The sequence below is a fragment of the Aeromonas sp. R10-1 genome, from assembly GCF_040908465.1.
Taxonomy (GTDB): domain Bacteria; phylum Pseudomonadota; class Gammaproteobacteria; order Enterobacterales; family Aeromonadaceae; genus Aeromonas; species Aeromonas caviae.
Genome location: NZ_JBFODT010000010.1, coordinates 25,244 through 49,904 on the forward strand (window position 1 = coordinate 25,244; position 24,661 = coordinate 49,904).

Below are 24,661 nucleotides of genomic sequence, written 5' to 3' on the forward strand. Positions count from 1 at the left end.
TCAGCCTCCCCCGCCGAAACTGGCCGCCAGGGTACCGACCGTCATGGACCAGCCATCCACCAACACGAAGACCATCAACTTGAATGGCAGCGAGATGATGAGAGGGGAGAGCATCATCATCCCCATGGCCATCAACACGCTGGCGACCACCAGATCGATGACCAGAAAGGGGATGAACAGCATGAAACCTATCTGGAAGGCGGTGTTCAGCTCGCTCAGCACGAAGGCCGGCAACAGCACGCCGAACGGCACCTCGCTCTTGGCGAGGGTGGTCGGCTCTCCGGAGATGCGCAGCATCTGCTCGAGATCCGGCTCCCGGGTCTGGGCCAGCATGAATTGGCGCAGCGGTTTTTCGGCGCGGGCCAGCCCCTCCGTCAGGGTGATCTCGTTCTGGTCGTATGGCACGAAGGCGTTCTGGTACATCTCGGTCCAGACCGGCCTCATGATCACCAGGGTCAGGATCAGGCTGATGCCGATCAGCACCCGGTTGGGTGGGCTCTGCTGCAATCCCAGGGCCTGACGCAGGATGGCCAGCACTATGATGATCCGGGTAAAACTGGTCATCATCAGCAGCAGGGTCGGCAGCAGACCCAGCAGGGTCATGAAGAAGAGGATCTGCAGCTTGACGCTGTAGTCCTCTCCCCCTGCTTCGCTCGGCGATACCGAGAACAGCGTCATGTCCGCGCCCCAGCTCGGCAACGCCAGCAGGAGCAGGGCAACCAGCAGATAACGCATCAGTCGTTCATGCCGCCCAGCAATTTGGTGTCCACGACGTCCACCAGCCGCAGCCCGTATTTGCCGTTGACCACCACCACCTCGCCCCTGGCCAGCAGGCGCCCGTTGACGCGGACATCCAGCGGCTCGCCCGCCAGCTTGTCCAGCTCGATGACGGCCCCCTCTTCCACCTTCATCAGCTCGCCCAGCGCCACCTCGGTGCTGGCCACTTCCAGCGTCACCTTGACCGGAATGTGGTGAAAGAAGGAGAGATCCCGCTGCTTGGTACTGCTGGTCGGCGCCATGTAGTCGGCCGCACTCGGCATGCTGATGTCGTCCCCAAACAGCTGATCCAGGCCATCCAGATCCAGCGGGTCATTCATGTTGTGCTCGTTCACGATTCGACTACTCCTCTACCACTGTTGCGACCTGGTACACCAGGCTGCCTTTATGTTCGGCAATGCGTCCATTGAAACAGGGGCGCTGGCCGATCAGGGCCGGCACCACCTCGGGTAAATCCAGCGAGAGCACGTCTCCCACCTTGAGGCATTCGAGATCCGCCAGCGTCATGGACATCTGCCCCATGACTACCCGCAGCCGCACCGGCACCTGGATCAGCGCCTCTTCCAGTTGCGCCACCTGCACACGCTGACCTTCAGCGATACCGGGCGCCTCTTCGGGGGGCGCCAGCCAGAACTGCCAATCGTGCTGGCTGCCACCGGCCAGCATACTGGCCTGCGCCTTCCAGAGCGGGCCTGCGGGCAGGGCCTCCCGGGAGATCAGATTCAGCTGCCAGGAGAGGTCTCCCTGACCTTGACAGGTCGACCAGATTTCCACCTGGTACTGGCACAGCCGCAACAGCAGTCGCTGTTCGGTGTCGGTCAATCCCCTACCATGGGGTGCCGTGGCCCCCTTGTGTTGCAGAGTGCCGCCGAAAAACAGCACGGCAAGCCGATAGATGACCGCAGGAGAGATGGAGAAAAAGGCGACACGCTGGGCATCCAGAGGAGTACGGGCTTCGACCCAGACCTGATGATCATCCTCCTCTTGCGGCAACGCAGAAGAAAAGTCCTGGTAACCCAGATCGCAATCCGCCGCATTGAACAACTGGGCCATGCAGCCCGACGCCTGCTGGGAAAAGACGCTCAGTTGGGTGTTGAGTTGCCTGAGACGGGCCTGGTTGGCCCTCTCGACCCCCAGCAAGTCATATTGAGGCAGGGCTCTGCCCCGCTCGGCACAGATCAACCGGGAAGGGGTGTGCATTACGCCGCTTGATGACATTACAAATCCACCTTTGCCATTTTCATCTCGTCCTGCTGCATGGAGACATGCCGGCTCCATGATCGATACCGATAGCCCAGACGACACAGAGCGACCGAAAGGGGCGAGAACTTTATTACAAAACCCCAAAAGGCGCCACGCGACCGCGTGACCAGCCGAAAATAAAAATCCCGGCACCAAAAGGTGCCGGGATTTCGAGGTAATTACTTACCAGAAAGAGGTCGGAGTCGGCCTGTAAGCCGGGTTCTGTACCGGGTTGCCCCGGGTAGCAATCATTCCTCTAGGCCAGCAATCGCTCGCTGGCTCAAGCAACCTACCCGCCCCCAACGCGGGCCGCGCCAATAGGGGCCTATTTGGTCTTGCTTCGGGTGGAGTTTACCGTGCCACGAACTGTTGCCAGTCGCGCGGTGCGCTCTTACCGCACCCTTTCACCCTTACCTGATCCCTTGCGGGCCATCGGCGGTCTGCTCTCTGTTGCACTGGTCGTAGGCTCGCGCCCCCCAGGCGTTACCTGGCACCCTGCCCTGTGAAGCCCGGACTTTCCTCCCCTCCGCCCGTCTGTCCCGAGGGACACAACGACGAAGCAGCGATTGCCCAGCCAACTCCGAGGCGCGGATTATAGCCTCGCGAGACGGACGGGGTAAACCGTCAATTCCGGTTTACGGCAATTAATAGTGCTCGAGACCGTATTTGTAGAGGGCGTTCTTCTTCACCCCGTGGATCTCGGCGGTGAGGGCTGCAGCCTTCTTGAGGGGCAGCTCGCTGACCAGCAGGCCCAGGGTGCGGATCGCCTCCGCAGGCAACTCGTCATCCACCTTGCTGGCACCGGCGACCACCAGCACGATCTCCCCGCGGCAACGGTTATCGTCCTCTCCGAGCCAGGCCAGCATCTCGGAGGCGGGCAGACCGTGGATGGACTCGAAGGTCTTGGTCAGCTCGCGGCACACCACCACCTGGCGCTCACCAAGGATGCGAGCGATCGCTTCCACCGTCTCCTGCACCCGGCGCGGCGATTCGTAGAACACCAGAGAGCGGGTGTCTTCGATGACGGCTTGCAGGCGATCATCCCGCCCCTTGGCCTTGGCCGGCAGGAAACCCTCGAAGGCGAAGCGGTCGGTGGGCAGCCCGGCGGCGGACAGCGCCGTGATGGCGGCGCAGGGACCGGGCAGCGGCACCACCTTGACCCCGGCTTCGCGACAACGGGTGACCAGGTGATAACCGGGGTCGCTGATGAGCGGCGTCCCCGCATCGGAGACCAGGGCCACGCTCTTGCCCTCCTTGATGCGGGCGATCAGCACATCCGCCTTTTGCTGCTCGTTGTGATCGTGCAGGGCAAAGGTCGATACCGAGATCTGGTAGTGGCTGAGCAGGATCCCGGTATGCCGGGTATCCTCGGCGGCCACCAGATCGACGCTGCGCAGCACGTCCAGTGCTCGCTGGGTGATGTCGGCCAGATTGCCGATCGGAGTGGGGACTATATACAGGGTTGGGATGTCACTCATGGGAGCTCCGAGTGTCCCGACAATTGTGTCGCCATATTGGCCCGTTTACACTATGGAGAATTTCAACACTGGTCGGGGAATGAACTTGAACCGGGTTATAAAGCAGCTAAGTGTATCACGACTCTTCGGCATCCTACTCGCGGCAGTCCTGCTCGCCGCCTGTGCGTCGGAGCCCAATCAATCTTCCGGACAACCCGGCATGCCGTCAGCCTTCTCGGATCTGACCAAGAATGCCCAGTGGTATCTGGAGCAGGTGGATCCCGCCAAACCGGCAGAGGCCTTCGTGTGGCAGATGATGGCAGCGCGCAGCTATCTGGCGCTCGGCCAGGCCAAACCGGCTGCCGCCCTGTATCAGCAGTTGCAGAAGCAGGCGAAGAGCCCGGTGCAGCAGGCGCAGTTGCAACTGCTGCAGGCACACCTGCTGCTAGCCCAGGGCAACGCCAACCAGGCGCTGATCCTGCTGGAAGGCAAGCCGGATGTGGTGCTGGATGCCGATACCCAGAAGGACTGGTACCGCCAGCGCGTGGTGCTGCAGCTCGACATCAACAACAAGTTTGGTGCGGCCAAGTCGCTGATCCTGCTGGAACCTTATCTGGCCAAGAATGAGCTGGCCACCAATCACCAGCAGATCTGGTCACTGCTGAAAAGCATGACCCCCTCCACCCTGCAGGCGCTCGAAGAGGAGCCAGCTCCCGATGTGACCACCGGCTGGCTGCGTCTTGCGGCACTGGTGAACGAATTCGGGGCACAGCCGAGCCAGCTGGCCCGCCAGCTTGCCGGCTGGAAGCAGAGCTTCCCTAACCACCCTGCCCAGAGCGACATGCCGGCCGGCCTTGGGGATCTCGCTACTACGGACAACGGTTCGCTGCAGCAGATCGCCGTCTTCCTGCCGCTCTCCGGCAACTTGGAAGCCCAGGGCGCCGCCATCCGCAACGGCATGCTGATGTCCTACAAGGAAAATCAGAGCCAGTTCACCCTGAACTTCTACGATACCCAGGGCAAGGCGATGGGGGATCTCTACAAGCAGGCGATTCAGGAAGGGGCCAACATGATCATCGGCCCCCTGCTCAAGGATCAGGTGGAGGAGCTGCTCAAGTCGAGTCCGACCGTGCCGGTGCTGGCGCTCAACGAGCTGGACAAGCCGATCGTCAACGACAATACCTTCTATTTCTCGCTCTCCGCCGCTGCCGATGCGAGCCAGGCGGCCCAGTACCTCTATGGTCAGGGCTACCGCAAGCCGCTGCTGATCGCGGCACAAGGCCGGATTGGCTACAGCAGTATCAAGGCGTTTGAACAGGCCTGGGCCGGCGTCAGCCAGGAGAAGCCCGTGGTTGCCACCTTCGGGGCACGCAACGAAGTGCAGGGCATGGTCAAGAACGCTCTGAGCGGCCGTTCCACCGCACGAGCCGGGGAGATTGTCCAGCTGTCCGATGCCGCGCCGCGCAGCATCGACGCCGTCTATGTGGTGGCCAACAGCCTGGAAACCCGGATGATCAAGCCCTATGTGGACATCTCGGTCAATCCCATGGGCAGCCTGCCCATCTACAGCAGCTCTCGGGGATACGACGGCGGGACGACCGAGGTAGCCTCCGAGCTCAACGGCATGCATATCTCCGACATGCCGCTGCTGCTGGGTGGCTTCGAGGCGCAGCGTGAACAGATAGCCCTGCTCTGGCCCCAGACCCAGGGCGACCTGCTGCGCCTGTTCGCCCTCGGCTACGATGCCGTCAGCCTGGCAGGTAACCTGCCGCAAATGCGCAAGGTCAATGCCATGCAGCAACCCGGCATGAGCGGCCAGCTGAGCGTGGATCCCCAGGGCAACATAGTGCGCATGCTGGACTGGGCCACCTACCAGAATGGCAAGCTGGTCAGCGACAGCGCCGCCCCCCAGCTGGAGGATGCGACTCATGAAGAGGCTACTGACACAACTTCACCAGCAGTGGTTGAACCTGTTGCCGTCGGCAGCGACGAGCAAGGGACAACACTTTGAGCAAATAGCGGAACGCTGGTTGCAGGCCCGCGGCCTGCAACCCGTGACCCGCAACTACCGCTGCCGTGGCGGCGAGATCGATCTCATCATGCGCCAGGGGGAGACCCTGGTGTTCGTTGAAGTGAGATATCGTGCCCACGCCACCCATGGCGGTGCAGCCAGCTCGGTCACCCGGCGCAAGCAGCACAAGATCGTGCTGGCCGCGCGCCACTATTTCAAGCAACATGCCATCAATGAGGCCAACCAGGCCTGTCGATTCGATGTGATCGCGTTCGAGGGCGACCAGCCGGACTGGATCCAGAACGCGTTTTAAGAGGACCCCATGACTGATCCCATCAAAGAGAATTACACCGAAAGCATCCAGACCAAGATAGCTGCCGCCGAAGCACTGCCGGATGCCATCCATACGGCAGCCCAGATGCTGACCATCTGCCTGCTCAATGGCCACAAGGTGATGGCATGTGGCAATGGTCCTTCCTCGGCATTGGCACAGCTGTTCATTTCCGAACTGGTGAACTGCTATGAAACGCCTCGCCCCTCCCTGCCCGGTCTCGCCCTGACGCCCGACATGGCGACCATCAGCGCCATCGCCACGGATCACGGTTTCGAAGAGGTCTATGCCAAACAGATACGTGCTCTGGGACAGCCAGGCGACATCCTGGTGGTCATCACCACGACAGGCAATAGCCGCAGCCTCATCAAGGCTGCGGAGGCCGCCCTCTCCCGCGACATGACCATCATTGTTCTCGGTGGCGGAGACGGGGGAGAGATCGCCGGTCTGCTGGGCCCCAATGACGTGGAGATCCGCGTTCCTTCCGCTCGCCGTCCTCGTATTCTGGAAGTGAACCTGTTGACCCTGCACTGTCTCTGTGATCTCATCGACCAGACACTTTTCCCGCAACAGGAAGACTGAAACCATGAAGAAGCCTATTCTCGCTCTTGCCCTGCTGACCGGCGTCCTGCTGCTGCAAGGCTGTGCTGCCGTGGTGGTCGGCGGCGCGGCTGGCACCGCCAAGGCGAGCGGCGATCGCCGCACCCTGGGTGCCCAGTGGGACGATCAGACCATAGAGCTGAAAGCCGCCAACCTGTTGGCCGACAACAAGCCCCTGAGCGCCGCCAGCAAGATCAGTGTCTACAGCAACAACGGCCGTGTGCTGCTGGTGGGTCAGACACCCTCTGACGCTTACAAACAGGAAGCGGGCAGAATCGTGAGCCGGATTGAAGGAGTTCGCCATGTCTACAACGAGCTGCGCCTTGGCAAACCAGTCAGCATCGGCGTGCGCAGCAATGACACCTGGATCACCTCCAAGGTGCGGGCCGACATGCTGGGCACCAAGAACTTCGACAGCGCCAAGGTGAAGGTTGTCACCGAGAATGGCGAGGTGTTCCTCATTGGGTTGGTCACCCGCCAGGAAGGGGATCAGGCCGTGGAAATCGCCCGCCACGTCAGCGGCGTTAAGCAGGTGATCAAGGCCTTCGAGTTTGCCCAAAATTGACCATCTGGCAGGATGAAAAAACGCAGCCTTCAGGCTGCGTTTTTTATTTGATGACTTTCAGGGTCGGGCGACCGCTCGGGCGCGGTGGTTCCGGCTCGGGGTCAACCGACGTGGGTGACTGTGCCTGTTCCAGCCAGAGGTCATACCCGGGCTCCGGCGGGAACAGGGTCCCCACTCCATTCTCCCTGGCATGGATGGCCAGTACGGCCGCCATGGGGATATAGACCTGCTGCGATACGCCACCGAAACGGGCGCTGAAGCTGACAGCGTCATTGTCCATGTGGAACTGGCCCACGGCCCGGGGGGCGATGTTCAGAACAATCTGGCCATCCTGCACGAACTGCATCGGTACCATCACATGGGGAATGTTGGCATTGACCACAAGATGGGGAGTCAGATCGTTATCCAGCAACCAGTCAAAAAACGCCCGCAGCAGATACGGGCGACTGGGTGTCATTGTCGGTTCCATGCTCATACGCCGGCACGGATCTCGCGCTCGGCCTCGGTCAGGGAAGCCTGGAAGGATTCACGCTCGAACAGGCGTACCATGTAAGCCTTCAGCTCTTTGGCGCCACGGCCGGTGAAATCGATGCCCAGGCTCGGCAGACGCCACAGCAACGGCGCCATGTAGCAGTCGACCAGACCGAACTCTTCGCTCATGAAGTAGGGCATCTCGCCGAAGATGGGGGCGATGGCCAGCAGGTTGTCGCGCAACTCGGCACGGGCGGCTTCGGTATCGGTGCCCGCCATGATCTTGTCGGCCAGAGAGTACCAGTCCAGCTCGATGCGGTGCATCATCAAACGGCTGTTGCCGCGCGCGACCGGATAAACCGGCATCAGGGGCGGATGCGGGAAACGCTCGTCCAGATACTCCATGATGATGCGCGAGGTGTACAACGCCAGCTCGCGATCCACCAGAGTCGGTACAGTGTTGTACGGGTTCAGCTCGGCCAGCTCATCCGGCAGGTTGGCAGGATCAACCTGGCAGATATCCACGCTAACACCCTTCTCCGCCAGGACAATACGCACCTGATGGCTGAACATATCGTTGGCACCGGAAAACAGCGTCATTACCGAACGCTTATTGGCAGCTACAGCCATTGAACCCTCCCGTCATTAAAAAGCAGAAACGGCAATGAAGCATGTCTGTCTTCATTGCCGTGCGTCATATTACTCCGATCTGGTCGCTTAGTGAACGTCGCGCCAGAATTCCTTCTTCAACAGCACAGTGAAGATGAAGAAGATAGCGATGAATCCGAGTACCCAGAAGCCCATACGTTCGCGCTCCTGCTGCACCGGCTCAGCCGAGTAGACCAAGAAGTTTACCAGATCCAGTACCGTCTGATCATATTCTTCGTTGTTCATTTCACCGTTGCCGTCAGATTTGATGCTGACGACTTGCTGCATCTCCACGCCATCCAGGGTGTGCGTCTTGAACTCGGCGCGGGGCGTCCCCTGCAACGGCTCCAGCACATGGGGCATACCCACGGACGGGAAGACGGCGTTGTTCACCCCGAATGGACGGGTCTCGTCCACGTAGAAGGATCGCAGATAGGTGTAGATCCAGTCTGCACCACGCACCCGGGCAACCAGGGTCAGGTCGGGGGGCGGCGCGCCGAACCAGCGAGCAGCATCCTTCTCGGACATGGCGCTCTTCATCAGATCGCCGATCTTGGCGCCGGTGAAGACCAGGTTCTCCTTCATCAGATCGTCCGGAATGCCGATATCGGCCGCCACCCGGTTATAACGCTGGTACTGGGTGGAGTGACAGCCGGCACAGTAGTTCATGAAGGTGGCGGCCCCCCGTTGCAGGGATGCCTTATCACTCAGATCGTACTCCGCCTTGTCGAGGGGGAAGCCACCACCAGAGGCCAACACCAGACCAGGCAGCAGGGCCAGCACTGCAAAAATTATTCTTTTCATTTGAATGTCACCCTCTCCGGCAGCGGCTTGGTGTTCTCATTCTTGCTGTAGAAGAACAACAGGACGAAGAATCCGAAATAACCCAGAGTACAGAGTTGTGCAATCAGCGTCAGGGTCGGGGTTGATGGCAGCACGCCCAGCACCCCCAGGATAATGAAGCAGACCACGAACTGGGCGATGTTCAGCTTGTGCAGGGTGCTGCGGTAACGCACCGAGCGCACCTTGCAGCGATCCAGCCAGGGCAACAGGAACAGCACCACGATGGAGAGGCCCATCATGATGACCCCCAGCAGCTTGTCAGGCACCGCACGCAGGATGGCGTAGAAGGGGGTGAAGTACCAGACCGGAGCGATATGCGCCGGCGTCTTCAGGCCATTGGCCACCTCAAAGTTCGGTTTCTCGAGGAAATAGCCCCACATGTCTGGCTTGAAGAAGATGATGGCACAGAAGAAGAACAGGAAACCGGCTACTCCGATCATGTCCTTCACGGTGAAATAGGGGTGGAACGCGACCGCATCCAGTGGCCAGCCGTTCTCGTCCTTGTGCTTCTTGATGTCGATGCCATCGGGGTTGTTGGAGCCCACCTCGTGCAGCGCCAGGATATGCATGGCCACCAGCATCACCAGTACCAGCGGCAGAGCGATGACGTGCAGCGCAAAGAAGCGGTTCAGGGTCGCACCCGAGATGACATAGTCCCCCCGGATCCACAGGGTCAGATCGTCACCGATAACGGGGATGGCACCGAACAGCGAGATGATGACCTGGGCCCCCCAGAACGACATCTGCCCCCAGGGCAGCAGGTAACCCATGAAGGCCTCGGCCATCAGCACCAGGAAGATCAGCATGCCGAAGATCCACAGCAGTTCCCGTGGCTTCTGGTAAGAGCCGTAGATCATGCCGCGGAACATGTGCAGGTAGACCACGATGAAGAAGGCGGATGCCCCGGTGGAGTGCATGTAGCGAAGCAGCCAGCCGTAATCCACATCCCGCATGATGTATTCCACGGAAGCGAAGGCACCTTCCGCCGAAGGGTTGTAGTTCATGGTCAGCCAGATGCCGGTGATGATCTGGTTGACCAGCACCAACATGGCAAGCGAGCCGAAGAAGTACCAGAAGTTCAGGTTCTTGGGCGCCGGATACTTGGCCATATGGTCGTTGTACATGGCCGTGAGCGGGAAACGATCATCGATCCAGTCCATGAGTTTGGCAAACATGGTCAGGCCTCCTTGCCATCGGCACCGACCAGAATGGTGGTGTCGCTAAGAAATTGGTATGGCGGAATGACCAGGTTCAGCGGTGCGGGGACGCCCTGGAACACTCGACCGGCCATGTCGAATTTGGAGCCATGGCAGGGGCAGAAGAAGCCGGAAGTTACCCCTTGAACCTGCTCGCCGAAGCTGTCGGGCAGATAGGAGGGGGAGCATCCCAGATGAGTGCAGATGCCAACGGCCACGAAGATTTCCGGTTTGATGGATCTGTAGCCATTGTGGGCATAGTCCGGTTGCTGTGGCTCGTCTGACTCAGGATCCCGCAGCTTGTCATCGTGTGCAGCCAGAGCATCCAGCGTCTGCTTGGTGCGCTTCACCACCCAGACCGGTTTGCCACGCCACTCGACGCGGATCAGCTGACCCGGCTCCAGCTTGCTGATATCCACTTCAACCGGGGCCCCTGCCGCCTTGGCTTTGGCACTCGGATTCCATGACTTAATAAACGGCACTGCGGTAAAAGCAGCTCCTACACCGCCAACGGCAACCGTTGACCAGGTAAGAAATCTGCGGCGACCGGTATCAACTGGCGCATTGCTCATCCAAAAACTCTCCCATGTGGACTCCGCTCATTCTTATAGTGTCCCTGTTTACTTCTCCTCTCCCTCTGACAACTGCGATGGAAGCGGAGTGGCAATTGACACAGAAAGACCATGGAAATTTTAAAGAAAAGATAACAATTTGACAAGAAAGGGAGTCGATGGGCAAAAACAATAAATACACAATTTTTTGTCTTTTGTGACGTATGCTTAGCATTGTCACATGTAACATTACCAATAAAAAAAGCCTGGCAAATTGCCAGGCTTTTTTGACACTCCTGAGAGTGCGTACCAAAAGCGAATTAACGCTTGGAGTACTGCGGACGCTTACGCGCTTTGTGCAGACCGACTTTCTTACGCTCAACCTTACGGGCATCACGAGTAACAAAGCCAGCTTTACGCAGTTCGGAACGCAGGGTCTCGTCGTACTGCATCAGAGCACGAGTGATACCGTGGCGGATCGCACCAGCTTGACCGGAGATGCCACCACCGTTAACGGTGATGTACAGATCCAGTTTCTCGGTCATCTCGACCAGTTCCAGCGGCTGACGAACTACCATGCGGGCAGTCGGACGGCCGAAGTATTGCTCCAGGGAGCGCTGGTTGATTACGATTTTACCGCTACCCGCTTTGATGAATACGCGAGCAGTGGAGCTTTTGCGACGGCCGGTACCGTAGTATTGATTTTCTGCCATGTTGCCAGTTCCCGTTAGATATCCAGTACTTGAGGTTGCTGAGCAGCATGAGCGTGCTCTGCGCCTGCGTAAACTTTCAGCTTACGGAACATGGCACGGCCCAGCGGGCCCTTCGGCAGCATGCCCTTGACGGCAGCTTCGATTACCATTTCCGGCTTACGCTGAATCAGCTTGTCGAAGCTGATGGACTTGATACCACCCGGGAAACCGGAGTGAGCGTGGTACATTTTGTCGGTAAATTTCTTACCGGTTACGTGTACCTTCTCAGCGTTTACAACGATGATGTAGTCACCGGTGTCAACGTGCGGAGTGTACTCGGCTTTGTGCTTACCACGCAGACGAGCAGCGATCTCGGTTGCGATACGACCCAGAGTTTTACCTTCTGCGTCCACAATGTACCAGTCACGTTTTACGGTTTCTGGCTTGGCAACGAAAGTTTTCATTAAGTTAAACCCAATTACCTGTTACAGACCCAATTGCTTATGGGGGCTCTCCCACAAACAACAAACGATGGCCTACCTGTACCCCTTCGAATACAAGTAAAGCTTAAAGTGTTGCTGTCTTATCGACAGCTGTAACGTGGGCCGGGCGATTATAAGTGAAGTTGCCTTAAATATCACCTGCTAATTTCACTGCCATGAAGCTAGCAAATGTCGCCCGGCCCTACCTGCCGCAGATGCCCATCCGACTGGCAGGCGCGGTATTGTGACTAAGGAAGGTGCACTCTGGCAAGGTATTCGTGCGATTGCATCTCCTGAAGCCTTGAAAGGCAACGCTTGAATTCGAAATTCAGCAGGCCTTCGCCATAGAGCCCGGTCATGGGGACCGCCGCCGATATGATGAGCTTGACATGCCGCTCATAAAACTCGTCCACCATGGCGATGAAGCGGCGGGCCGCGTCATCCGTGCTGCTGCCCATGGGTTGCACATTGGCCAGCAGGACTGTGTGGAACTCACGGGCCAGTTCGATGTAGTCGCCCTGGGAGCGTGGAGTACAGCACAGCTGTTCAAACTCCATATAAAGCACCCCTTCCCCCACGCCCAGTGCACTCAGTTGGCGATGGTTGACTTCCAGTTCGGCGGCAGTCACCGCCCCAGTCCCGGTCAACTGGCTGAAATAACGATCCAGGTTGCTCCTGGCCTGCTCATCCAGCGGGAAGTGATAGATCTCTGCCTGTTCCAGGGTTCGCAGCCGGTAATCGACACCGCCATCGACATTGATCACCTCGCAGTGACGCTCGATAAGAGCGATAGCAGGCAGGAAGCGAGCACGCTGCAACCCGTTGCGGTAGAGATCCTGAGGGGGGATGTTGGATGTGGCCACCAGCACTACACCATGGCCAAAGAGTTCCTGGAACAGAGTGCCGAGCAGCATGGCATCCGTGATATCCGAGACGAAAAACTCGTCGAAGCAGATGACGTCGGTCTCGTCGGCCAGCTTGCGGGCGATCAGCTTGAGCGGATCGGACTGACCGGTCAGCCCTTTGAGCTCGTCGTGCACACGGTGCATGAAACGGTGGAAGTGGATGCGCAGTTTGCGCTCCCCCGGCAGGCTCTCAAAAAAAGTATCCATCAGCCAGGTCTTGCCTCTGCCCACACCGCCCCACATATATAACCCCTGGACGGGGTCACGGGTTTTCGGCTTTTGCAGCCAACCCAGCAGGCCACGGGATCTGGTCGGAGTCGGGCTTGCGCACAGATCCTGATAGAGTCGCTCCAGGCGGGCGACTGCCATGGCCTGGGCCGGATCGGCCACAAAGCCGGGGCGCTGCAAATCCTGCTGATATTTTTGCTGCGGGGTCATCCTGTAAACCGCCTCCAAGTCCCTGAATGAGGGACAAAATGGTATCACGCTCTCGGGGGGCACGGTATAGTGCCAACGAGGCGTTGCGGTCCATCCGACCGCTTCAAATTCATCGTGTTAGCTGTAACAAGGAGCTTCTATGACTCTGTTTAACGGGATCCTGCTGGCGATCGCCGCCCTGATCATCGGCGTGCTGATCGGCCGCTTCTCTGTCCGTAGCCGGGATGCCGGACGCCTGGAACAGGAGCTGAAAAAAGCCCACAAGGAGCTGGAAAGCTACCAGGGGCAGATCACCACCCACTTCGCCGACAGCGCAGCCCTGATGGAGCAACTGGCCGAACAGTACCAGACCCTTTATCGCCATATGGCGGAACAGAGCAAGTTCCTGGCCAAGGTACAGGAACCACTGTTCCGCGAACCCGAAGTGGAAGAAACAGGCGATGCCGCCAACAGCGAGGAGCCGGGCCTTCCTCCCCGCGATTACGCCGGTGCGTCCGGCCTGCTCAAGCAGCCGGGCTGATCGTCGGTTGAACTAATTACGCTTTATCGTGGTCAGACCTTGACGATTGCACTGCAACTTTTTCTGGGAGCTGTTTCTCATATGCGTAAATCTCTTTCTGTATTCAGTGTCTTAGCCCTCAGTGTCGGTATCGCCATGTCCTCAGCACCGGCGCAGGCCGCACTGCCCCTGATGGCGAACAACCAGGAGATGCCGAGCCTGGCCCCCGTCCTCGAGCAGGTGACCCCTGCCGTGGTCAACATCTCCGTCTCTGGCAAGAAGATCACCCGCCAGCGCCTGCCGGAACAATTCCGCTTCTTCTTCGGCCCCAACATGCCTGACGAGCAGGTGAGCGAGCAGCCCTTCCAGGCGCTTGGTTCCGGCGTCATCATCGATGCCAAGAAAGGCTACGTGATCACCAACGCCCACGTGGTCCACGAGGCGGACGAAATCAAGGTCAACCTGAAGGATGGCCGTGAGTATGCAGCCAAGAAAATAGGGGAAGACAAACAGTCGGATATCGCCCTGCTGCAAATCAAGGCCGAGGATCTGGTGCAGATCAAGTTCGCCGACTCCGACGAGCTGAGAGTCGGTGACTACGCGCTGGCCATCGGCAACCCGTTCGGCCTGGGCCAGACCGTCACCTCCGGCATTGTCAGCGCCCTGGGTCGCAGCGGCCTAAACATCGAAAATCTGGAGAACTTCATCCAGACCGATGCGGCCATCAACTCCGGCAACTCGGGCGGCGCCCTGCTCAACCTGCGCGGGGAGCTGATCGGCATCAACACCGCCATCCTGGGCCCCAACGGCGGCAACATCGGCATCGGCTTTGCCATCCCGTCCAACATGGTGCGCGATCTCTCCGAGCAGATCGTGAAATACGGCGAAGTGCGCCGTGGCCAGCTGGGGATTACCGGCACCGAGCTCACCAGCGAAATCGCCAAGACCTTCGGCTACAACAAGAAGGACGGTGCCTTCGTCAACCAGGTCATGCCTGACTCCGCTGCCGCCAAGGCAGGCATCAAGGCAGGCGACATCATCATCAGCATCGATGGCAAGCCCATCCGCTCCTTCGGCGAGCTGCGTGCCAAAATCGCCACCATGGGGGCCGACAAGCAGGTCTCGCTCGGCCTCATCCGTGACGGCAAGGAGCAGACCGTCAAGGTCACCCTGAAGAAAGCGGATGACAGCGAGATCCTGGCCAGCGCCCTGCATCCGGCACTGGAAGGGGCCAAGCTGAGCACCACCACGGACCCCGTGACCGGCGTGGCCGTCTCCGACATCGATCCCCGCTCACCGGCAGCCGCCTCCGGCCTGCAAAAGGGCGACATCATCATCGGGGTCAACCGCCAGCGCATCAACTCCATGGGTGAACTGACCAAGGTGTTGAAAAACAAGCCGGAAGTCCTGGCGCTGAACATCCAGCGCGGTGACTCCTCGCTCTATTTGGTGATCCGTTAAGCCCCTCACACCCGCGGCAACCGCCGCGGGTGATTTTTATCCATCGATAATGTTATTCTCTGCCCGCAGCCTGTACGGACGAGAAAGACATGAAAATCCCACCTCTGATCAGCTACTTGGGCAAGTCCGTCGGCTTTGGCCTCGCCATAGCTGCGCTTTTGTTGCTGGTGTTTCCCAATTTTCGCGGCGGCGCCCCCCTGCCGGGCCTCATCACCAATGCCCGCGAGCTGAGCTTCTCCTACGCGGCCCATCGTGCCGGCCCTGCCGTCGTCAACATCTACACCCGCAGCTTCGCCGGCAATCGCGGTGAAAAAGCCGAACTCAGACCCCAGGGGCTGGGGTCCGGCGTCATCATGAACCAGCGCGGTCACGTGCTCACCAACTATCACGTCATCGCCGATGCGGACCAGATCATCGTCGCCCTGCAAGATGGTCGGGTATTCAGTGCAGAGCTGGTCGGCACCGACAAACTGACCGATCTGGCGGTGCTCTACATCGAATCGGACAACCTGCCGGTGATCCCTCAGGACCCGGATCGTCTGCCGGACGTGGGAGACGTGGTGCTCGCCATCGGCAACCCCTACAACGTCGGCCAGACCATCACCCAAGGCATCATCAGCGCCACCGGGCGTATCGGCCTCTCCAGCATGGGGCCGGACAGCAATGGCAGACAGGATCTGCTGCAAACCGATGCCGCCATCAACGAGGGCAACTCCGGAGGCGCCCTGGTCAATGGCCGTGGCGATCTGGTGGGTATCAATACCGCCGCCTACCACCTCAACGGCAATCAGGAGAGCTATGGCATCAGTTTTGCCATCCCCTACAAGCTGGCCAAGCGCATCATGGACGAGCTGATCGCCAACGGCCGGGTCATCCGCGGCTACCTCGGCATCTCCAGCGTCGAGATCAATCCCATCGTCGCGCGCATGCTGAACCTGGGGGACTTGCAGGGGTTGGTGGTGGAGAGCCTGGATCCCAATGGCCCAGCCACCAAGGCCGGTCTCAAACGTGGGGATGTACTGCTCAAGATCAACGGAGAGGCCATCACCGGCGTGCGTCCCGTCATGGACAAGATCGTCGAGAGCCGCCCCGGCACCAAGCTCACCATCTCGGTGATCCGCAACGGCAAGCCGCTGGACGTCGATGTCATCATCGAAGAGGACCTGCGCTACCAGAATCAGACCCTGCCGACCAGCAGTGCGGCACCCGCCACCTGAGAGGCGGATCCTCGCAGGGCCCGACAGGGCCCTTTTTGTGCCCGCTTTCCTCCGGCTCCCACCTGTGCGTGAGACAGCTCACACATTGCGCCAATGAGCAATCGGGCGAAGACGCCGTCAAAACGCGCCACCGATCACACTCCCTTGCCGCCAGTCCGCTCCTTTCCTCTTCTTGATCGCCAAAAGGGCTTCTTTTGATGCCTTTCCCTCCGGATTTCCACTTCGAATCGGAAAAAACCTGCCTCCTCCCGCACTCTCCTCCGCTTTATGGTGATCCCATCCTTTCTGCCAGCCTGGAGAGCAGACCTTGAATACCGACACCCATGACGCCCCCCTGACCCCGGACAGCCCGGCACTGCTGCGCAAGACCGACCTGACCCTGGCCCGCATTCACAACCTGCTGGTGGATCAGGGCATACGCCCCAACGACGTGCAGCAACAGATGCTGGCCTCCCACGTCAAGGCCATGGTGTGGCGCTCCTACAGCGGGGAATCCCTGCCGGAGGTCGACCTCAGCCTGTTCGAGGAGATCTCCCCCCTCTCCCTGCGCCTGGCAGAGCAGGTCGTTGCCTGGCTCGACCGCCTCGCCTACGAGGAGGCGCACCTCTTGTCCGTCCATTTTGAAGTGGCCAAAGAAAACGAACTCAGCTCAGTAAAAGGAGAAAGCTAAATGACTGCCATCAAACTCGTGATTGGAGATCGTCTCGGCAAGGGTCAGAAAGTGGGGGCAGGCGCAGAAGCCGCCGGCGCCACCGTGACCGTCATCCCCGGCATGGCCGCCGACATGAAGCTCGGTGATGTGATGAACAAGGAGCAGGCCGACCTTGGCATCTCCTTCTGCGGCAGCGGTGGCGCGGGCGCCATCACGGCCCAGACCAAGTACGGCTACAAGTGCCGCTACGGCATGCGATCCATCGAAGAGGGTGTCACCGCCATCAACGAGGGGTGCGTGGTACTGGGCTTCGGCTTCATGGACAAGGAAGAGCTGGGCCAGAAGCTGATCGAAGCCTTCGCCAAGAAACACGGACGCGCCTGATGAAAGAGGACTTCACCACCCGGATCACGGTCAACGGCAAGGGGGCGACTCGCCAGCAGGCGTTCGCTGCAGCCCTCAGCCAGGTGCAACCCAGCCTGCTCAAGGAGAGCCCCAAGGTGATGCTGCGCATCGAACCCCTCGAGGTCGAGGTGCTCGAGGCCGAGGAGTCGGTACGGGTGGAGAAGTTCCTGTTCTTCTTCCTGCCACGCCAGCGCCACGAGTTCCGGGTCCGGCTGGCGATCACCGTCAAGGTCACCAGCCTGGATGTCGACAAGGTGGATTTCACCCGGGCCTGACCCCACAACCAAAAGGACAAGTTGGATGTTTCTAATCATTTTGATGAAGTCACTCATCATCGGCGGCCTGGTAGGCGTCGGGGTGGGGGCTGGCGCGGCGCGGATGTTCCACGCCCCGACCGTGCAGGGGATGGGCGCGTTCCGTACCCTGGGCGAGCTCAACTCCTGCGAAGGGGACCCCGCCTCCCACTTCTCCTTCGGTCTGGGCTTCTTCTTCAACGCCTGGGCCTCCACGGTCGCGGCCGGCGCCTTCACTCAGGACGTGGATCACCGCATCCTGCCGAACTGGGGTGCAGCGGCCCTGATGATCAAGAACCGGAATCTCGCCACCACCCTCCATGATCCCAAAAAGATGGCCATCGCCTGCGGCATCATAGGTGCCATCGTAGTCGCCTTCCTCAACAGCACCGCCGCCGCCGTGCCAGCAGCCCTGCAGGTCACCGCGGTCAAGGTACTGGTGCCCGCCGCCAACCTGCTGGTCAATACCGTCATGCCGGTGATCTTCTGGCTGGCCGCCATCGAGGCAGGCAAGAAGTCCGGCTTCTGGGCCACCATCTTCGGCGGTCTAGCCCAGCTCATCATGGGCAACGCGGTACCAGGCCTGGTGCTTGGCATCCTGATCGGCAAGGGGGTGGAAGAGAGCGGCTGGAACCACGTCACCAAGGTGATGATGAGTGCCATCGTCCTGCTGTTCGTGCTGAGCGGCTTCTTCCGCGGCTTTGACATGAAACTCATTGAATCCTTCCACCTGGGCGTTCCCCTGTGGCTGGAAAACGTCCACAACCTCATGAGCGGCAAATAAGGAAGCACACCATGGATGAGAAACTGAGAAACAACTTCTGGTATGCCGACTGGTCCTTCCCCATCTTTGTCGGTCTGCTCTCTTCCGGCGTCTTCGCCGGTACCCACATGTTCTACCTCTACGGGGTCGGCGCCTTCAACGAGGTGGCCTTCGTCGCCATGCTGAAAGCCGGCATGGACACGGGAGCCTATGGTGCAGTCGCCGCCTTCGGTGCCAGCTTCCTGTTCGCCCGCATCATCGAGGGCTCCCTGGTGGGGATCCTCGACATCGGCGGCGCCATCCAGACCGGAGTCGGCCTCGGGGTGCCCGCCCTGCTGCTGGGGGCCGGCATCGTCTATCCGGTGGAAAATTTCACCGCTTCCCTGATCACCGGCATGGGGATTGGGATGGCCATCGGCTACGTGATCATCCTGGCGCGCAAGTTCACCATCAACCAGAGCAACTCCACCTACGGCGCAGACGTCATGATGGGGGCTGGCAACAGCTCGGGCCGCTTCCTCGGTCCCCTCATCATCCTCTCCGCCATGGGCGCCTCCATTCCCATCGGGATAGGCTCCCTGCTGGGTGCGCTGCTGTTCTACATCTGGGAGAAGCCCATCACGGGCGGCGCCATTCTGGGGGCCATGCTGTTCGGGACCTTCTTCCCCATCGCCCTGGCTTAATCCAAGGCCGTCTCTTGGGCGGCATTCAAGAACCTGTTTGCGCTCTGTCGCGAGAGGTCGTCAGCAAGGTGAAGAGCAGCGCAGGGGCCGGAGCGTATGGATAGACGTGAGAACTCCTGGTTACAAATACGCGAGCAGCACATGAGCCTTGGAAGCGGCCTCGCAGTAAGAGCACAAGCAGGTTCCAAGAGGGATATCAGCATGTACGACATGATCATCAGGGCGGGACGCCTGGGAAACGGGCAGCTTGTCGACGTCGCCATCAAGCATGGCAAGATAGCGGCGCTGGGTGCGCTGCCAGAAAGCTCGGAGGCGAAGCAAACCCTCACTCTGGGCGGACAGGTCCATGTGAGCGCCGGCTGGATTGACAGCCACACCCACTGCTACCCCGCCTCCCCCCTCTATCACGATGAGCCGGACAAGGTAGGGGTGGCGTCCGGCGTCACCACCGTCATCGACGCCGGCAGTACCGGGGCCGACGACGTGGACGACTTCCAGCGCATAGCCGCCACTTGCAAGACCCGGGTGCACGCCCTGCTCAACATCTCCCGCATCGGCCTGCTGCGCCAGAACGAGCTGGCGGATCCGGCAGACATCGATCCCGCCCTCACCCAGGCGGCCATCCGGCGCCATCCCGGCTTCATCGTCGGCATCAAAGCACGCATGAGCGGCAGCGTGGTGGGTGAAAGCGGTCTGCAACCCCTGCGCATGGCCAAGCAGATCCAGCAGGCCAATGGCAACCTGCCACTGATGGTGCACGTGGGCAACACGCCGCCGGATCTGGACGAGATCGTCGCCCTGCTGGGGGAGGGCGATCTGCTGACCCACTGCTTCAACGGCAAGCCCAACCGCATCCTGACCCCGGCGGGTGAACTGCGCCAGGCGGTGCGCGAGGCGATGCGGCGGGGACTCTTGCTCGACATCGGCCATGGCGGTGCCAGCTTCAGCTTCGAAGTGGCGGAGCTGGCCATTGCCCAGGGCATCCTGCCCCACACCATCAGTTCAGACATCTACTGCAAGAACCGCATCAAGGGGCCCGTCTACAGCCTTGCCCACGTTATGTCGAAATTCTTCGCCATCGGCATGACCCTGGAGCAGGTGCTCGCCTGCGTCACCCACCAGGCCGCCGATGCCCTGCGCCTGCCCGGCAAGGGGCGACTCGAGGTTGGCGCCGATGCAGACATCACCCTGTTCGAGGTGAGCTGCGGCCCCACTCTCTTTACCGATACCGAGGCCGGCGCCCGCAGCGGTGACCGGCAACTGCTCCCTCTCGCCGCCCTGGTGGGCGGCGAACTGGTTCTGACTCACTACGGGAAATCACACCATGCCTTCTGTGTATGAGAAATACCGGCTCAAACCGGTGATCAACGCCTCCGGGCGCATGACCATCCTCGGCGTATCCACCCCCGAGCAAGAGGTGGTCGATGCGGTCAACTTCGGCCTCGGCCACTACTTCGAGGTGAAGGATCTGGTCAACAAGACCGGCGCCTACCTGGCCGATCTGCTGGGCGTTGAAGATGCGGTGGTGGTCTCCTGCGCCAGCGCCGGCATCGCCCAGTCGGTGGCCGCCGTGATCGTGCGCGGCGACCCCTATCGCCTCGAGCAGTTGCATGCTCATGCCCACGACGTGCCGAGCGACATCGTGCTGCCCAAGGGTCACAACGTGAACTTTGGTGCCCCCGTCGGCACCATGGTCAACCTGGGGGGCGGCAGGGTGGTGGAGGCAGGCTACGCCAACGAGTGCTCATCCGCCCAGCTGGCCGCCGCCATCAATGCCAATACTGCCGCCATCCTCTACATCAAGTCCCACCACTGCGTGCAGAAGAGCATTCTGTCGGTGGCCGAGGCGGCCGAGGTGGCCAAGGCCCACGGGATCCCGCTCATCGTCGATGCAGCGGCCGAAGAGGATCTGCGTCTCTACTACAACCAGGGTGCGGATCTGGTCATCTACAGCGGCGCCAAGGCCATCGAAGGGCCCACCAGCGGCCTGGTGCTCGGCAGACGTCAGTATGTGGAGTGGGTCAAGCAGCAGGCTGGCGGCATCGGCCGTGCCATGAAGGTGGGCAAGGAGGGGATCCTTGGCCTGACCCACGCCATCGAGCGCTACCTGGTCAAAGAGAAGGAGAGCGGCACCGCCATGGTTGCCAAGATGACCCCCTTCATCGAGCGCCTCAACCAGCTGCCCGGCGTCAGCGCCAAGGTGGTGTGGGACAGCGCGGGGCGCGATATCGCCCGCACCGACATCGCCTTCGACCACCAGCAGATCGGCATGACCACGGTGGAAGTGGTCTCCCGTCTGCAACAGGGTACCCCCGCCATCTACTGCCGCGGCTACAAGGCCAACGAGGGGCATATCGAGATAGACGTGCGCAGCGTCACCCTGCCCCAGCTCGACCAGATCCACTCCGCCATTGCCCACCTCGCTCAGGAGAACAACTGATGTCTCTTACCCCCAATTACTACCGCGATCGGGTCTGCCTCAACGTGCTGGCAGGTTCCAAAGAGAATGCCGTCGACATTTATGAGGCTGCCGAGGGCCACGTCCTGGTCGGTGTGCTCTCCAAGAACTACCCGGACATCCCCTCTGCCGTCGCCGACATGCAGGCCTACGCCAAGCTTATCGATAACGCCCTCTCCATCGGACTGGGAGCAGGTGATCCGCGCCAGTCCGCCATGGTGGCCGAGCTGGCCCGCCAGTTGCAGCCTCAGCATGTCAATCAGGTGTTCACCGGGGTCGGGGCCAGCCGGGCGCTGCTCGGTCAAGCTGACACCCTCGTCAATGGCCTTGTCTCCCCCACCGGCACCCCGGGGATGGTGAAGATCTCCACTGGCCCCCTCAGCGCACAGCAGGCTGACGGCATCGTCCCCATCGACACCGCCATTGCCCTGCTCAAGGACATGGGCGGCAGCTCGGTCAAGTTCTTCCCCATGGGGGGACTCGCCTGCCGCGCCGAATATCAGGCAGTGGCCGAGGCCTGTGCCCGCCACGGCTTCTGGCTGGAGCCCACCGGCGGCATCGATCTTGAGAACTTCGAGGAGATAGTGCGGATCGCGCTGGAGGCAGGAGTCGAGAAGGTGATCCCCCACGTCTACAGCTCCATCATCGACAGTGTCAGTGGCCAGACCCGGCCGGAGGATGTGCGTACCCTCCTTGCCATGGTGAAGGCACTGCTGGCATAGCAACCCCACAGGCACCGGTCCGATCACTGGGCGGTGCCTGGCTTGTTAATGACCCCCTTGTTAACATCGACCCACCATGCGCGACAGGAGTCCTCACCCCCTCATGACCAAGCTGCCCCACCCCAGACTCCAGCAACTGCTCGCCCTGCTTCACGCCGAGCCTCTGCCACAGGAGGAGCTGGCCCGCCGTCTCAATGTTTCCACCCGCACGGTGCGTACCGACGTGGCGACCCTGAACGAGCTCATTGCCACCCGGGGCGCCCACCTGATCCATCAGCGGGGCAGCGGTTACCAGCTCAAGATCTACAATCAGGGACTGTTCGATGCGCTGCTGGCCGCCCAGGGGCAGGAGAGCCCTCTGCCTCGCACCAGCCGCGAGCGGGTGCTGCACCTCCAGGTCTTGCTGCTGACGGCGGAACAGGGGATCAAACTCGACGAGCTGGCGGACACCTGGTATCTGAGCCGGGCGGCTTTGCAAGGAGACATGACGGAGGTGCGGGAGCGGCTCGCCCACTTCGGGCTCACCATCGACAGCAAACCCAGAGTGGGGATGCGCATTGCGGGAAGCGAGATGGCGATCCGCGCCTGCCTCACCCAACTGCTCTGCCAGGAGCTGCTGCACCAGCATCCGCTCCAGAGCCTGTTGCCCACCCTCTGCCCCAGCAAGACGCTGGAGGTAGTGGGCAACCACATTCACGAGCAACTCGGTCGCCATCAGCTGCGCCTGGCCGACGAGAGCCTGCAGCAAGTCACCGTCTACTGTGCCGTCGCCCTGCTTCGCCAGGCGTCTGGCCACGAGTTGCGCCAGTTTGCCAGCGACGACATCACCCCGCCCCTGGCAGTGGTGGCCCACGACATCTATGCCGAGCTGCCAACCCTGACGTCACCGGGGCAGGAAGAGATCGCCTGTCTCGCCATCCAGATCCAGGCTCGCCTCACTGCAGAGACGCCCCTGCTCAGCCCGGCCATGGCGGCCGAGAGCGAGCAGCTGACTACGCACCTGCTGGGTTACATCCACCACCACTACCCCTATGACCTGCGCAGCGACCCGCAATTGCGAGCCGACCTGCAGACCCATATCGGCGCCATGCTGCTGCGGGTCAAATACCAGATTGGCAGCCACAATCCCCTGGCGGACCACATCAAGCAGTATTACCCCCTCGCCTACGACATCACCCTGGCGGCCATCTCTGAGTGGATCAGGCAGACCCCCTACCGGTTGACCCACCACGAGATCGGCTACCTGGTGATCCACATCGGGGTCGGCCTGGAGCGCCACTACGACATCGGTTACACCCGGCGCCCCCAGGCGCTGCTGCTGTGCGATGCGGGCAACGCCACCTTCCGGGTGCTGGAAGCACGCATCCGGCGGGAATACCCCCAACTGCAGCTGACCACGCTGGAGTCGGTGCGGGACTATGAGGGACTGGTACGAGTCGAGCAGGATTTCGTCATCAGCACCCTCAAGGTGAGCGAGAAGAATGCTCCCGTGGTGCAGGTCTCCCCCTTCCCGACCCAGTACCAGCTGGAGCAGCTCGGCAAGCTGGTGCTCGTCGATCGCACCCGTCCCTATCTGCTCGACAAGTATTTCGATGCCGACCACTTCATGGTGCTTGATGAACCCATCAGCCAGGGAGCGCTGTTTGATCGCATCTGCAGCCAGCTTGAGGCGGAGGATCTGGTGCAGAGCGGATTCCGGGGATCCTTGCAGGAGCGGGAGCGGATCGTCTCAACCATGCTGGGGGACGGCATCGCTCTGCCCCACTCCCTCGGCCTGCTGGCGCGCCGCACCCTGGTCTATACCGTGCTGGCCCCCCAGGGGATCGATTGGGGTAACGGCGAGAGCGCTACCCTCATCTTCGTGCTGGCCATCGCCAAGGCGGATTATGAGGAAGCCATGGGACTTTATGATCTGTTTCTGGCACTGATGAACGAAAAAGCCAGCAGAAGTCTGCTGGCTTGTCGGGATTTTGCCGCTTTCAAGGCGCTGGCTCGCAGCGCACCTTGAGCACGCCGAGGCGTATTACTCCTCATTGAAGCCCGAGGTGAACAGCGCCACCACGGCGGCCAGGGCCTCCACCTCTTCGGGGCCCTCCACCTGCACCTCCACCTGTTTGCCCTGGGCGGAGTCCAGCATCAGCAGGCCGATCACGCTGTCCGCGTCGGCCTCGACTCCCTCTTCGTTGCGCAGCAACACGTGGGCATCGAACCCCTGCACCAGCTCGAACAGCATCATGGCCGGTCGCGCGTGAATGCCTAACTTGTTTTTGACTTCTACCGAGGCGGAAACGGTCATCTG

Annotated in this window: 29 protein-coding genes and 1 other RNA gene; 16 read left to right on the top strand and 14 right to left on the bottom strand. The window is 60.7% G+C overall.

The window, feature by feature from the left end; all coding sequences use genetic code 11:
- The 5 genes from fliP to rsmI all read right to left on the bottom strand — a co-directional run bounded on the left by fliP (window position 1) and on the right by rsmI (window position 3,497).
- Window positions 1-735 carry a flagellar type III secretion system pore protein FliP gene (gene fliP, locus AB5Y93_RS04340; RefSeq protein WP_041211833.1) on the bottom strand — a complete coding sequence of 245 codons (735 nt, stop codon included), beginning with the start codon at window positions 733-735 and terminating at the stop codon, window positions 1-3.
- Window positions 735-1,112, bottom strand: a complete 378-nt coding sequence (lfiN, locus tag AB5Y93_RS04345) for a lateral flagellar motor switch protein LfiN (protein WP_041211834.1) — start codon at window positions 1,110-1,112, stop codon at window positions 735-737. Before lfiN ends, fliP begins: the two co-directional genes overlap by 1 nt.
- A gap of 7 nt (window positions 1,113-1,119) precedes the next feature.
- The gene (lfiM, locus tag AB5Y93_RS04350; protein WP_183148999.1) at window positions 1,120-1,995 is read right to left on the bottom strand and encodes a lateral flagellar motor switch protein LfiM; all 876 of its coding nucleotides are present in this window, start codon (window positions 1,993-1,995) and stop codon (window positions 1,120-1,122) included.
- A gap of 219 nt (window positions 1,996-2,214) precedes the next feature.
- An RNA gene (gene rnpB, locus AB5Y93_RS04355) (RNase P RNA component class A) lies at window positions 2,215-2,601 on the bottom strand.
- Window positions 2,602-2,663: 62 nt separating this feature from the next.
- On the bottom strand, window positions 2,664-3,497 hold the full coding sequence (gene rsmI / locus AB5Y93_RS04360) for a 16S rRNA (cytidine(1402)-2'-O)-methyltransferase (RefSeq protein ID WP_042864839.1): 834 nt from the start codon (window positions 3,495-3,497) through the stop codon (window positions 2,664-2,666).
- 199 nt (window positions 3,498-3,696) lie between these two features.
- On the opposite strand from rsmI, the gene AB5Y93_RS04365 reads away from it, so the two are divergent.
- Genes AB5Y93_RS04365 through dolP form a run of 4 tightly spaced genes read left to right on the top strand, consistent with a single transcriptional unit; the run spans window position 3,697 to window position 6,983 of the window.
- The gene (locus tag AB5Y93_RS04365) at window positions 3,697-5,487 is read left to right on the top strand and encodes a penicillin-binding protein activator (protein ID WP_234917982.1); all 1,791 of its coding nucleotides are present in this window, start codon (window positions 3,697-3,699) and stop codon (window positions 5,485-5,487) included.
- Window positions 5,405-5,800: a YraN family protein gene (locus AB5Y93_RS04370; RefSeq protein ID WP_049637187.1), complete on the top strand. Its 396-nt coding sequence runs from the start codon at window positions 5,405-5,407 to the stop codon at window positions 5,798-5,800. The genes AB5Y93_RS04365 and AB5Y93_RS04370 overlap by 83 nt, the downstream gene beginning before the upstream one ends.
- 9 nt (window positions 5,801-5,809) lie before the next feature.
- Window positions 5,810-6,400 carry an SIS domain-containing protein gene (locus AB5Y93_RS04375; protein WP_010675848.1) on the top strand — a complete coding sequence of 197 codons (591 nt, stop codon included), beginning with the start codon at window positions 5,810-5,812 and terminating at the stop codon, window positions 6,398-6,400.
- Between the two features lie 4 nt (window positions 6,401-6,404).
- Complete coding sequence (gene dolP / locus AB5Y93_RS04380; protein WP_010675849.1) at window positions 6,405-6,983, top strand: division/outer membrane stress-associated lipid-binding lipoprotein; 579 nt, start codon at window positions 6,405-6,407, stop codon at window positions 6,981-6,983.
- 43 nt (window positions 6,984-7,026) lie between these two features.
- Here dolP and AB5Y93_RS04385 read toward each other — a convergent pair whose 3' ends face one another.
- The 8 genes from AB5Y93_RS04385 to zapE all read right to left on the bottom strand — a co-directional run bounded on the left by AB5Y93_RS04385 (window position 7,027) and on the right by zapE (window position 13,209).
- Window positions 7,027-7,458, bottom strand: a complete 432-nt coding sequence (locus tag AB5Y93_RS04385) for a ClpXP protease specificity-enhancing factor (protein WP_185367287.1) — start codon at window positions 7,456-7,458, stop codon at window positions 7,027-7,029.
- A complete protein-coding gene (gene sspA / locus AB5Y93_RS04390; RefSeq protein ID WP_039040485.1) occupies window positions 7,455-8,084 on the bottom strand; it encodes a stringent starvation protein SspA in 630 nt (209 codons plus the stop codon). The genes AB5Y93_RS04385 and sspA overlap by 4 nt, the downstream gene beginning before the upstream one ends.
- 87 nt (window positions 8,085-8,171) lie before the next feature.
- Complete coding sequence (locus AB5Y93_RS04395) at window positions 8,172-8,906, bottom strand: cytochrome c1 (RefSeq protein ID WP_104454878.1); 735 nt, start codon at window positions 8,904-8,906, stop codon at window positions 8,172-8,174.
- Window positions 8,903-10,120 (bottom strand): cytochrome bc complex cytochrome b subunit, encoded by a 1,218-nt coding sequence (locus AB5Y93_RS04400; protein ID WP_104454879.1) that lies wholly within the window; start codon window positions 10,118-10,120, stop codon window positions 8,903-8,905. The genes AB5Y93_RS04395 and AB5Y93_RS04400 overlap by 4 nt, the downstream gene beginning before the upstream one ends.
- Window positions 10,121-10,122: 2 nt before the next feature.
- Window positions 10,123-10,713: a ubiquinol-cytochrome c reductase iron-sulfur subunit gene (gene petA / locus AB5Y93_RS04405; protein ID WP_368228866.1), complete on the bottom strand. Its 591-nt coding sequence runs from the start codon at window positions 10,711-10,713 to the stop codon at window positions 10,123-10,125.
- Window positions 10,714-11,012: 299 nt separating this feature from the next.
- Entirely contained in the window at window positions 11,013-11,405 is a 393-nt protein-coding gene (gene rpsI, locus AB5Y93_RS04410) for a 30S ribosomal protein S9 (RefSeq protein WP_005336286.1), read from the bottom strand.
- Window positions 11,406-11,419: 14 nt separating this feature from the next.
- Window positions 11,420-11,848, bottom strand: coding sequence for a 50S ribosomal protein L13 (gene rplM, locus AB5Y93_RS04415; protein WP_005336289.1), 429 nt, complete (start codon window positions 11,846-11,848; stop codon window positions 11,420-11,422).
- A 266-nt stretch (window positions 11,849-12,114) separates the two neighbouring features.
- Complete coding sequence (zapE, locus tag AB5Y93_RS04420; RefSeq protein WP_368228867.1) at window positions 12,115-13,209, bottom strand: cell division protein ZapE; 1,095 nt, start codon at window positions 13,207-13,209, stop codon at window positions 12,115-12,117.
- A 139-nt stretch (window positions 13,210-13,348) separates the two neighbouring features.
- On the opposite strand from zapE, the gene AB5Y93_RS04425 reads away from it, so the two are divergent.
- The 12 genes from AB5Y93_RS04425 to AB5Y93_RS04480 all read left to right on the top strand — a co-directional run bounded on the left by AB5Y93_RS04425 (window position 13,349) and on the right by AB5Y93_RS04480 (window position 24,370).
- Window positions 13,349-13,729 carry a YhcB family protein gene (locus AB5Y93_RS04425; protein ID WP_010675856.1) on the top strand — a complete coding sequence of 127 codons (381 nt, stop codon included), beginning with the start codon at window positions 13,349-13,351 and terminating at the stop codon, window positions 13,727-13,729.
- An 81-nt stretch (window positions 13,730-13,810) separates the two neighbouring features.
- On the top strand, window positions 13,811-15,169 hold the full coding sequence (locus tag AB5Y93_RS04430; RefSeq protein ID WP_042015057.1) for a Do family serine endopeptidase: 1,359 nt from the start codon (window positions 13,811-13,813) through the stop codon (window positions 15,167-15,169).
- 89 nt (window positions 15,170-15,258) lie between these two features.
- Window positions 15,259-16,386: an outer membrane-stress sensor serine endopeptidase DegS gene (gene degS / locus AB5Y93_RS04435; protein WP_324029141.1), complete on the top strand. Its 1,128-nt coding sequence runs from the start codon at window positions 15,259-15,261 to the stop codon at window positions 16,384-16,386.
- A gap of 307 nt (window positions 16,387-16,693) precedes the next feature.
- Window positions 16,694-17,056 carry a transcriptional regulator gene (locus tag AB5Y93_RS04440; protein ID WP_069652273.1) on the top strand — a complete coding sequence of 121 codons (363 nt, stop codon included), beginning with the start codon at window positions 16,694-16,696 and terminating at the stop codon, window positions 17,054-17,056.
- Window positions 17,057-17,422 (top strand): SFCGS family glycine-rich protein, encoded by a 366-nt coding sequence (locus AB5Y93_RS04445; RefSeq protein ID WP_010675860.1) that lies wholly within the window; start codon window positions 17,057-17,059, stop codon window positions 17,420-17,422.
- A complete protein-coding gene (locus tag AB5Y93_RS04450) occupies window positions 17,422-17,718 on the top strand; it encodes a DUF4312 family protein (RefSeq protein WP_368228868.1) in 297 nt (98 codons plus the stop codon). The genes AB5Y93_RS04445 and AB5Y93_RS04450 overlap by 1 nt, the downstream gene beginning before the upstream one ends.
- A 25-nt stretch (window positions 17,719-17,743) precedes the next feature.
- Entirely contained in the window at window positions 17,744-18,520 is a 777-nt protein-coding gene (locus AB5Y93_RS04455; protein ID WP_368228869.1) for a DUF4311 domain-containing protein, read from the top strand.
- A gap of 11 nt (window positions 18,521-18,531) precedes the next feature.
- Complete coding sequence (locus AB5Y93_RS04460; protein ID WP_041211843.1) at window positions 18,532-19,182, top strand: DUF4310 family protein; 651 nt, start codon at window positions 18,532-18,534, stop codon at window positions 19,180-19,182.
- A 201-nt stretch (window positions 19,183-19,383) separates the two neighbouring features.
- The gene (locus AB5Y93_RS04465; protein WP_368228870.1) at window positions 19,384-20,523 is read left to right on the top strand and encodes an amidohydrolase/deacetylase family metallohydrolase; all 1,140 of its coding nucleotides are present in this window, start codon (window positions 19,384-19,386) and stop codon (window positions 20,521-20,523) included.
- Window positions 20,507-21,622 carry a DgaE family pyridoxal phosphate-dependent ammonia lyase gene (locus AB5Y93_RS04470; RefSeq protein ID WP_253583603.1) on the top strand — a complete coding sequence of 372 codons (1,116 nt, stop codon included), beginning with the start codon at window positions 20,507-20,509 and terminating at the stop codon, window positions 21,620-21,622. Before AB5Y93_RS04465 ends, AB5Y93_RS04470 begins: the two co-directional genes overlap by 17 nt.
- Window positions 21,622-22,362, top strand: coding sequence for a KDGP aldolase family protein (locus AB5Y93_RS04475; protein WP_042864831.1), 741 nt, complete (start codon window positions 21,622-21,624; stop codon window positions 22,360-22,362). The genes AB5Y93_RS04470 and AB5Y93_RS04475 overlap by 1 nt, the downstream gene beginning before the upstream one ends.
- Window positions 22,363-22,465: 103 nt before the next feature.
- Window positions 22,466-24,370, top strand: a complete 1,905-nt coding sequence (locus tag AB5Y93_RS04480) for a transcription antiterminator (RefSeq protein WP_368228871.1) — start codon at window positions 22,466-22,468, stop codon at window positions 24,368-24,370.
- A 15-nt stretch (window positions 24,371-24,385) separates the two neighbouring features.
- Here the strand turns inward: AB5Y93_RS04480 and npr are convergent, their stop codons facing one another.
- Window positions 24,386-24,658, bottom strand: coding sequence for a PTS phosphocarrier protein NPr (gene npr, locus AB5Y93_RS04485; RefSeq protein ID WP_010675868.1), 273 nt, complete (start codon window positions 24,656-24,658; stop codon window positions 24,386-24,388).
- Window positions 24,659-24,661 lie beyond the last annotated feature (3 nt).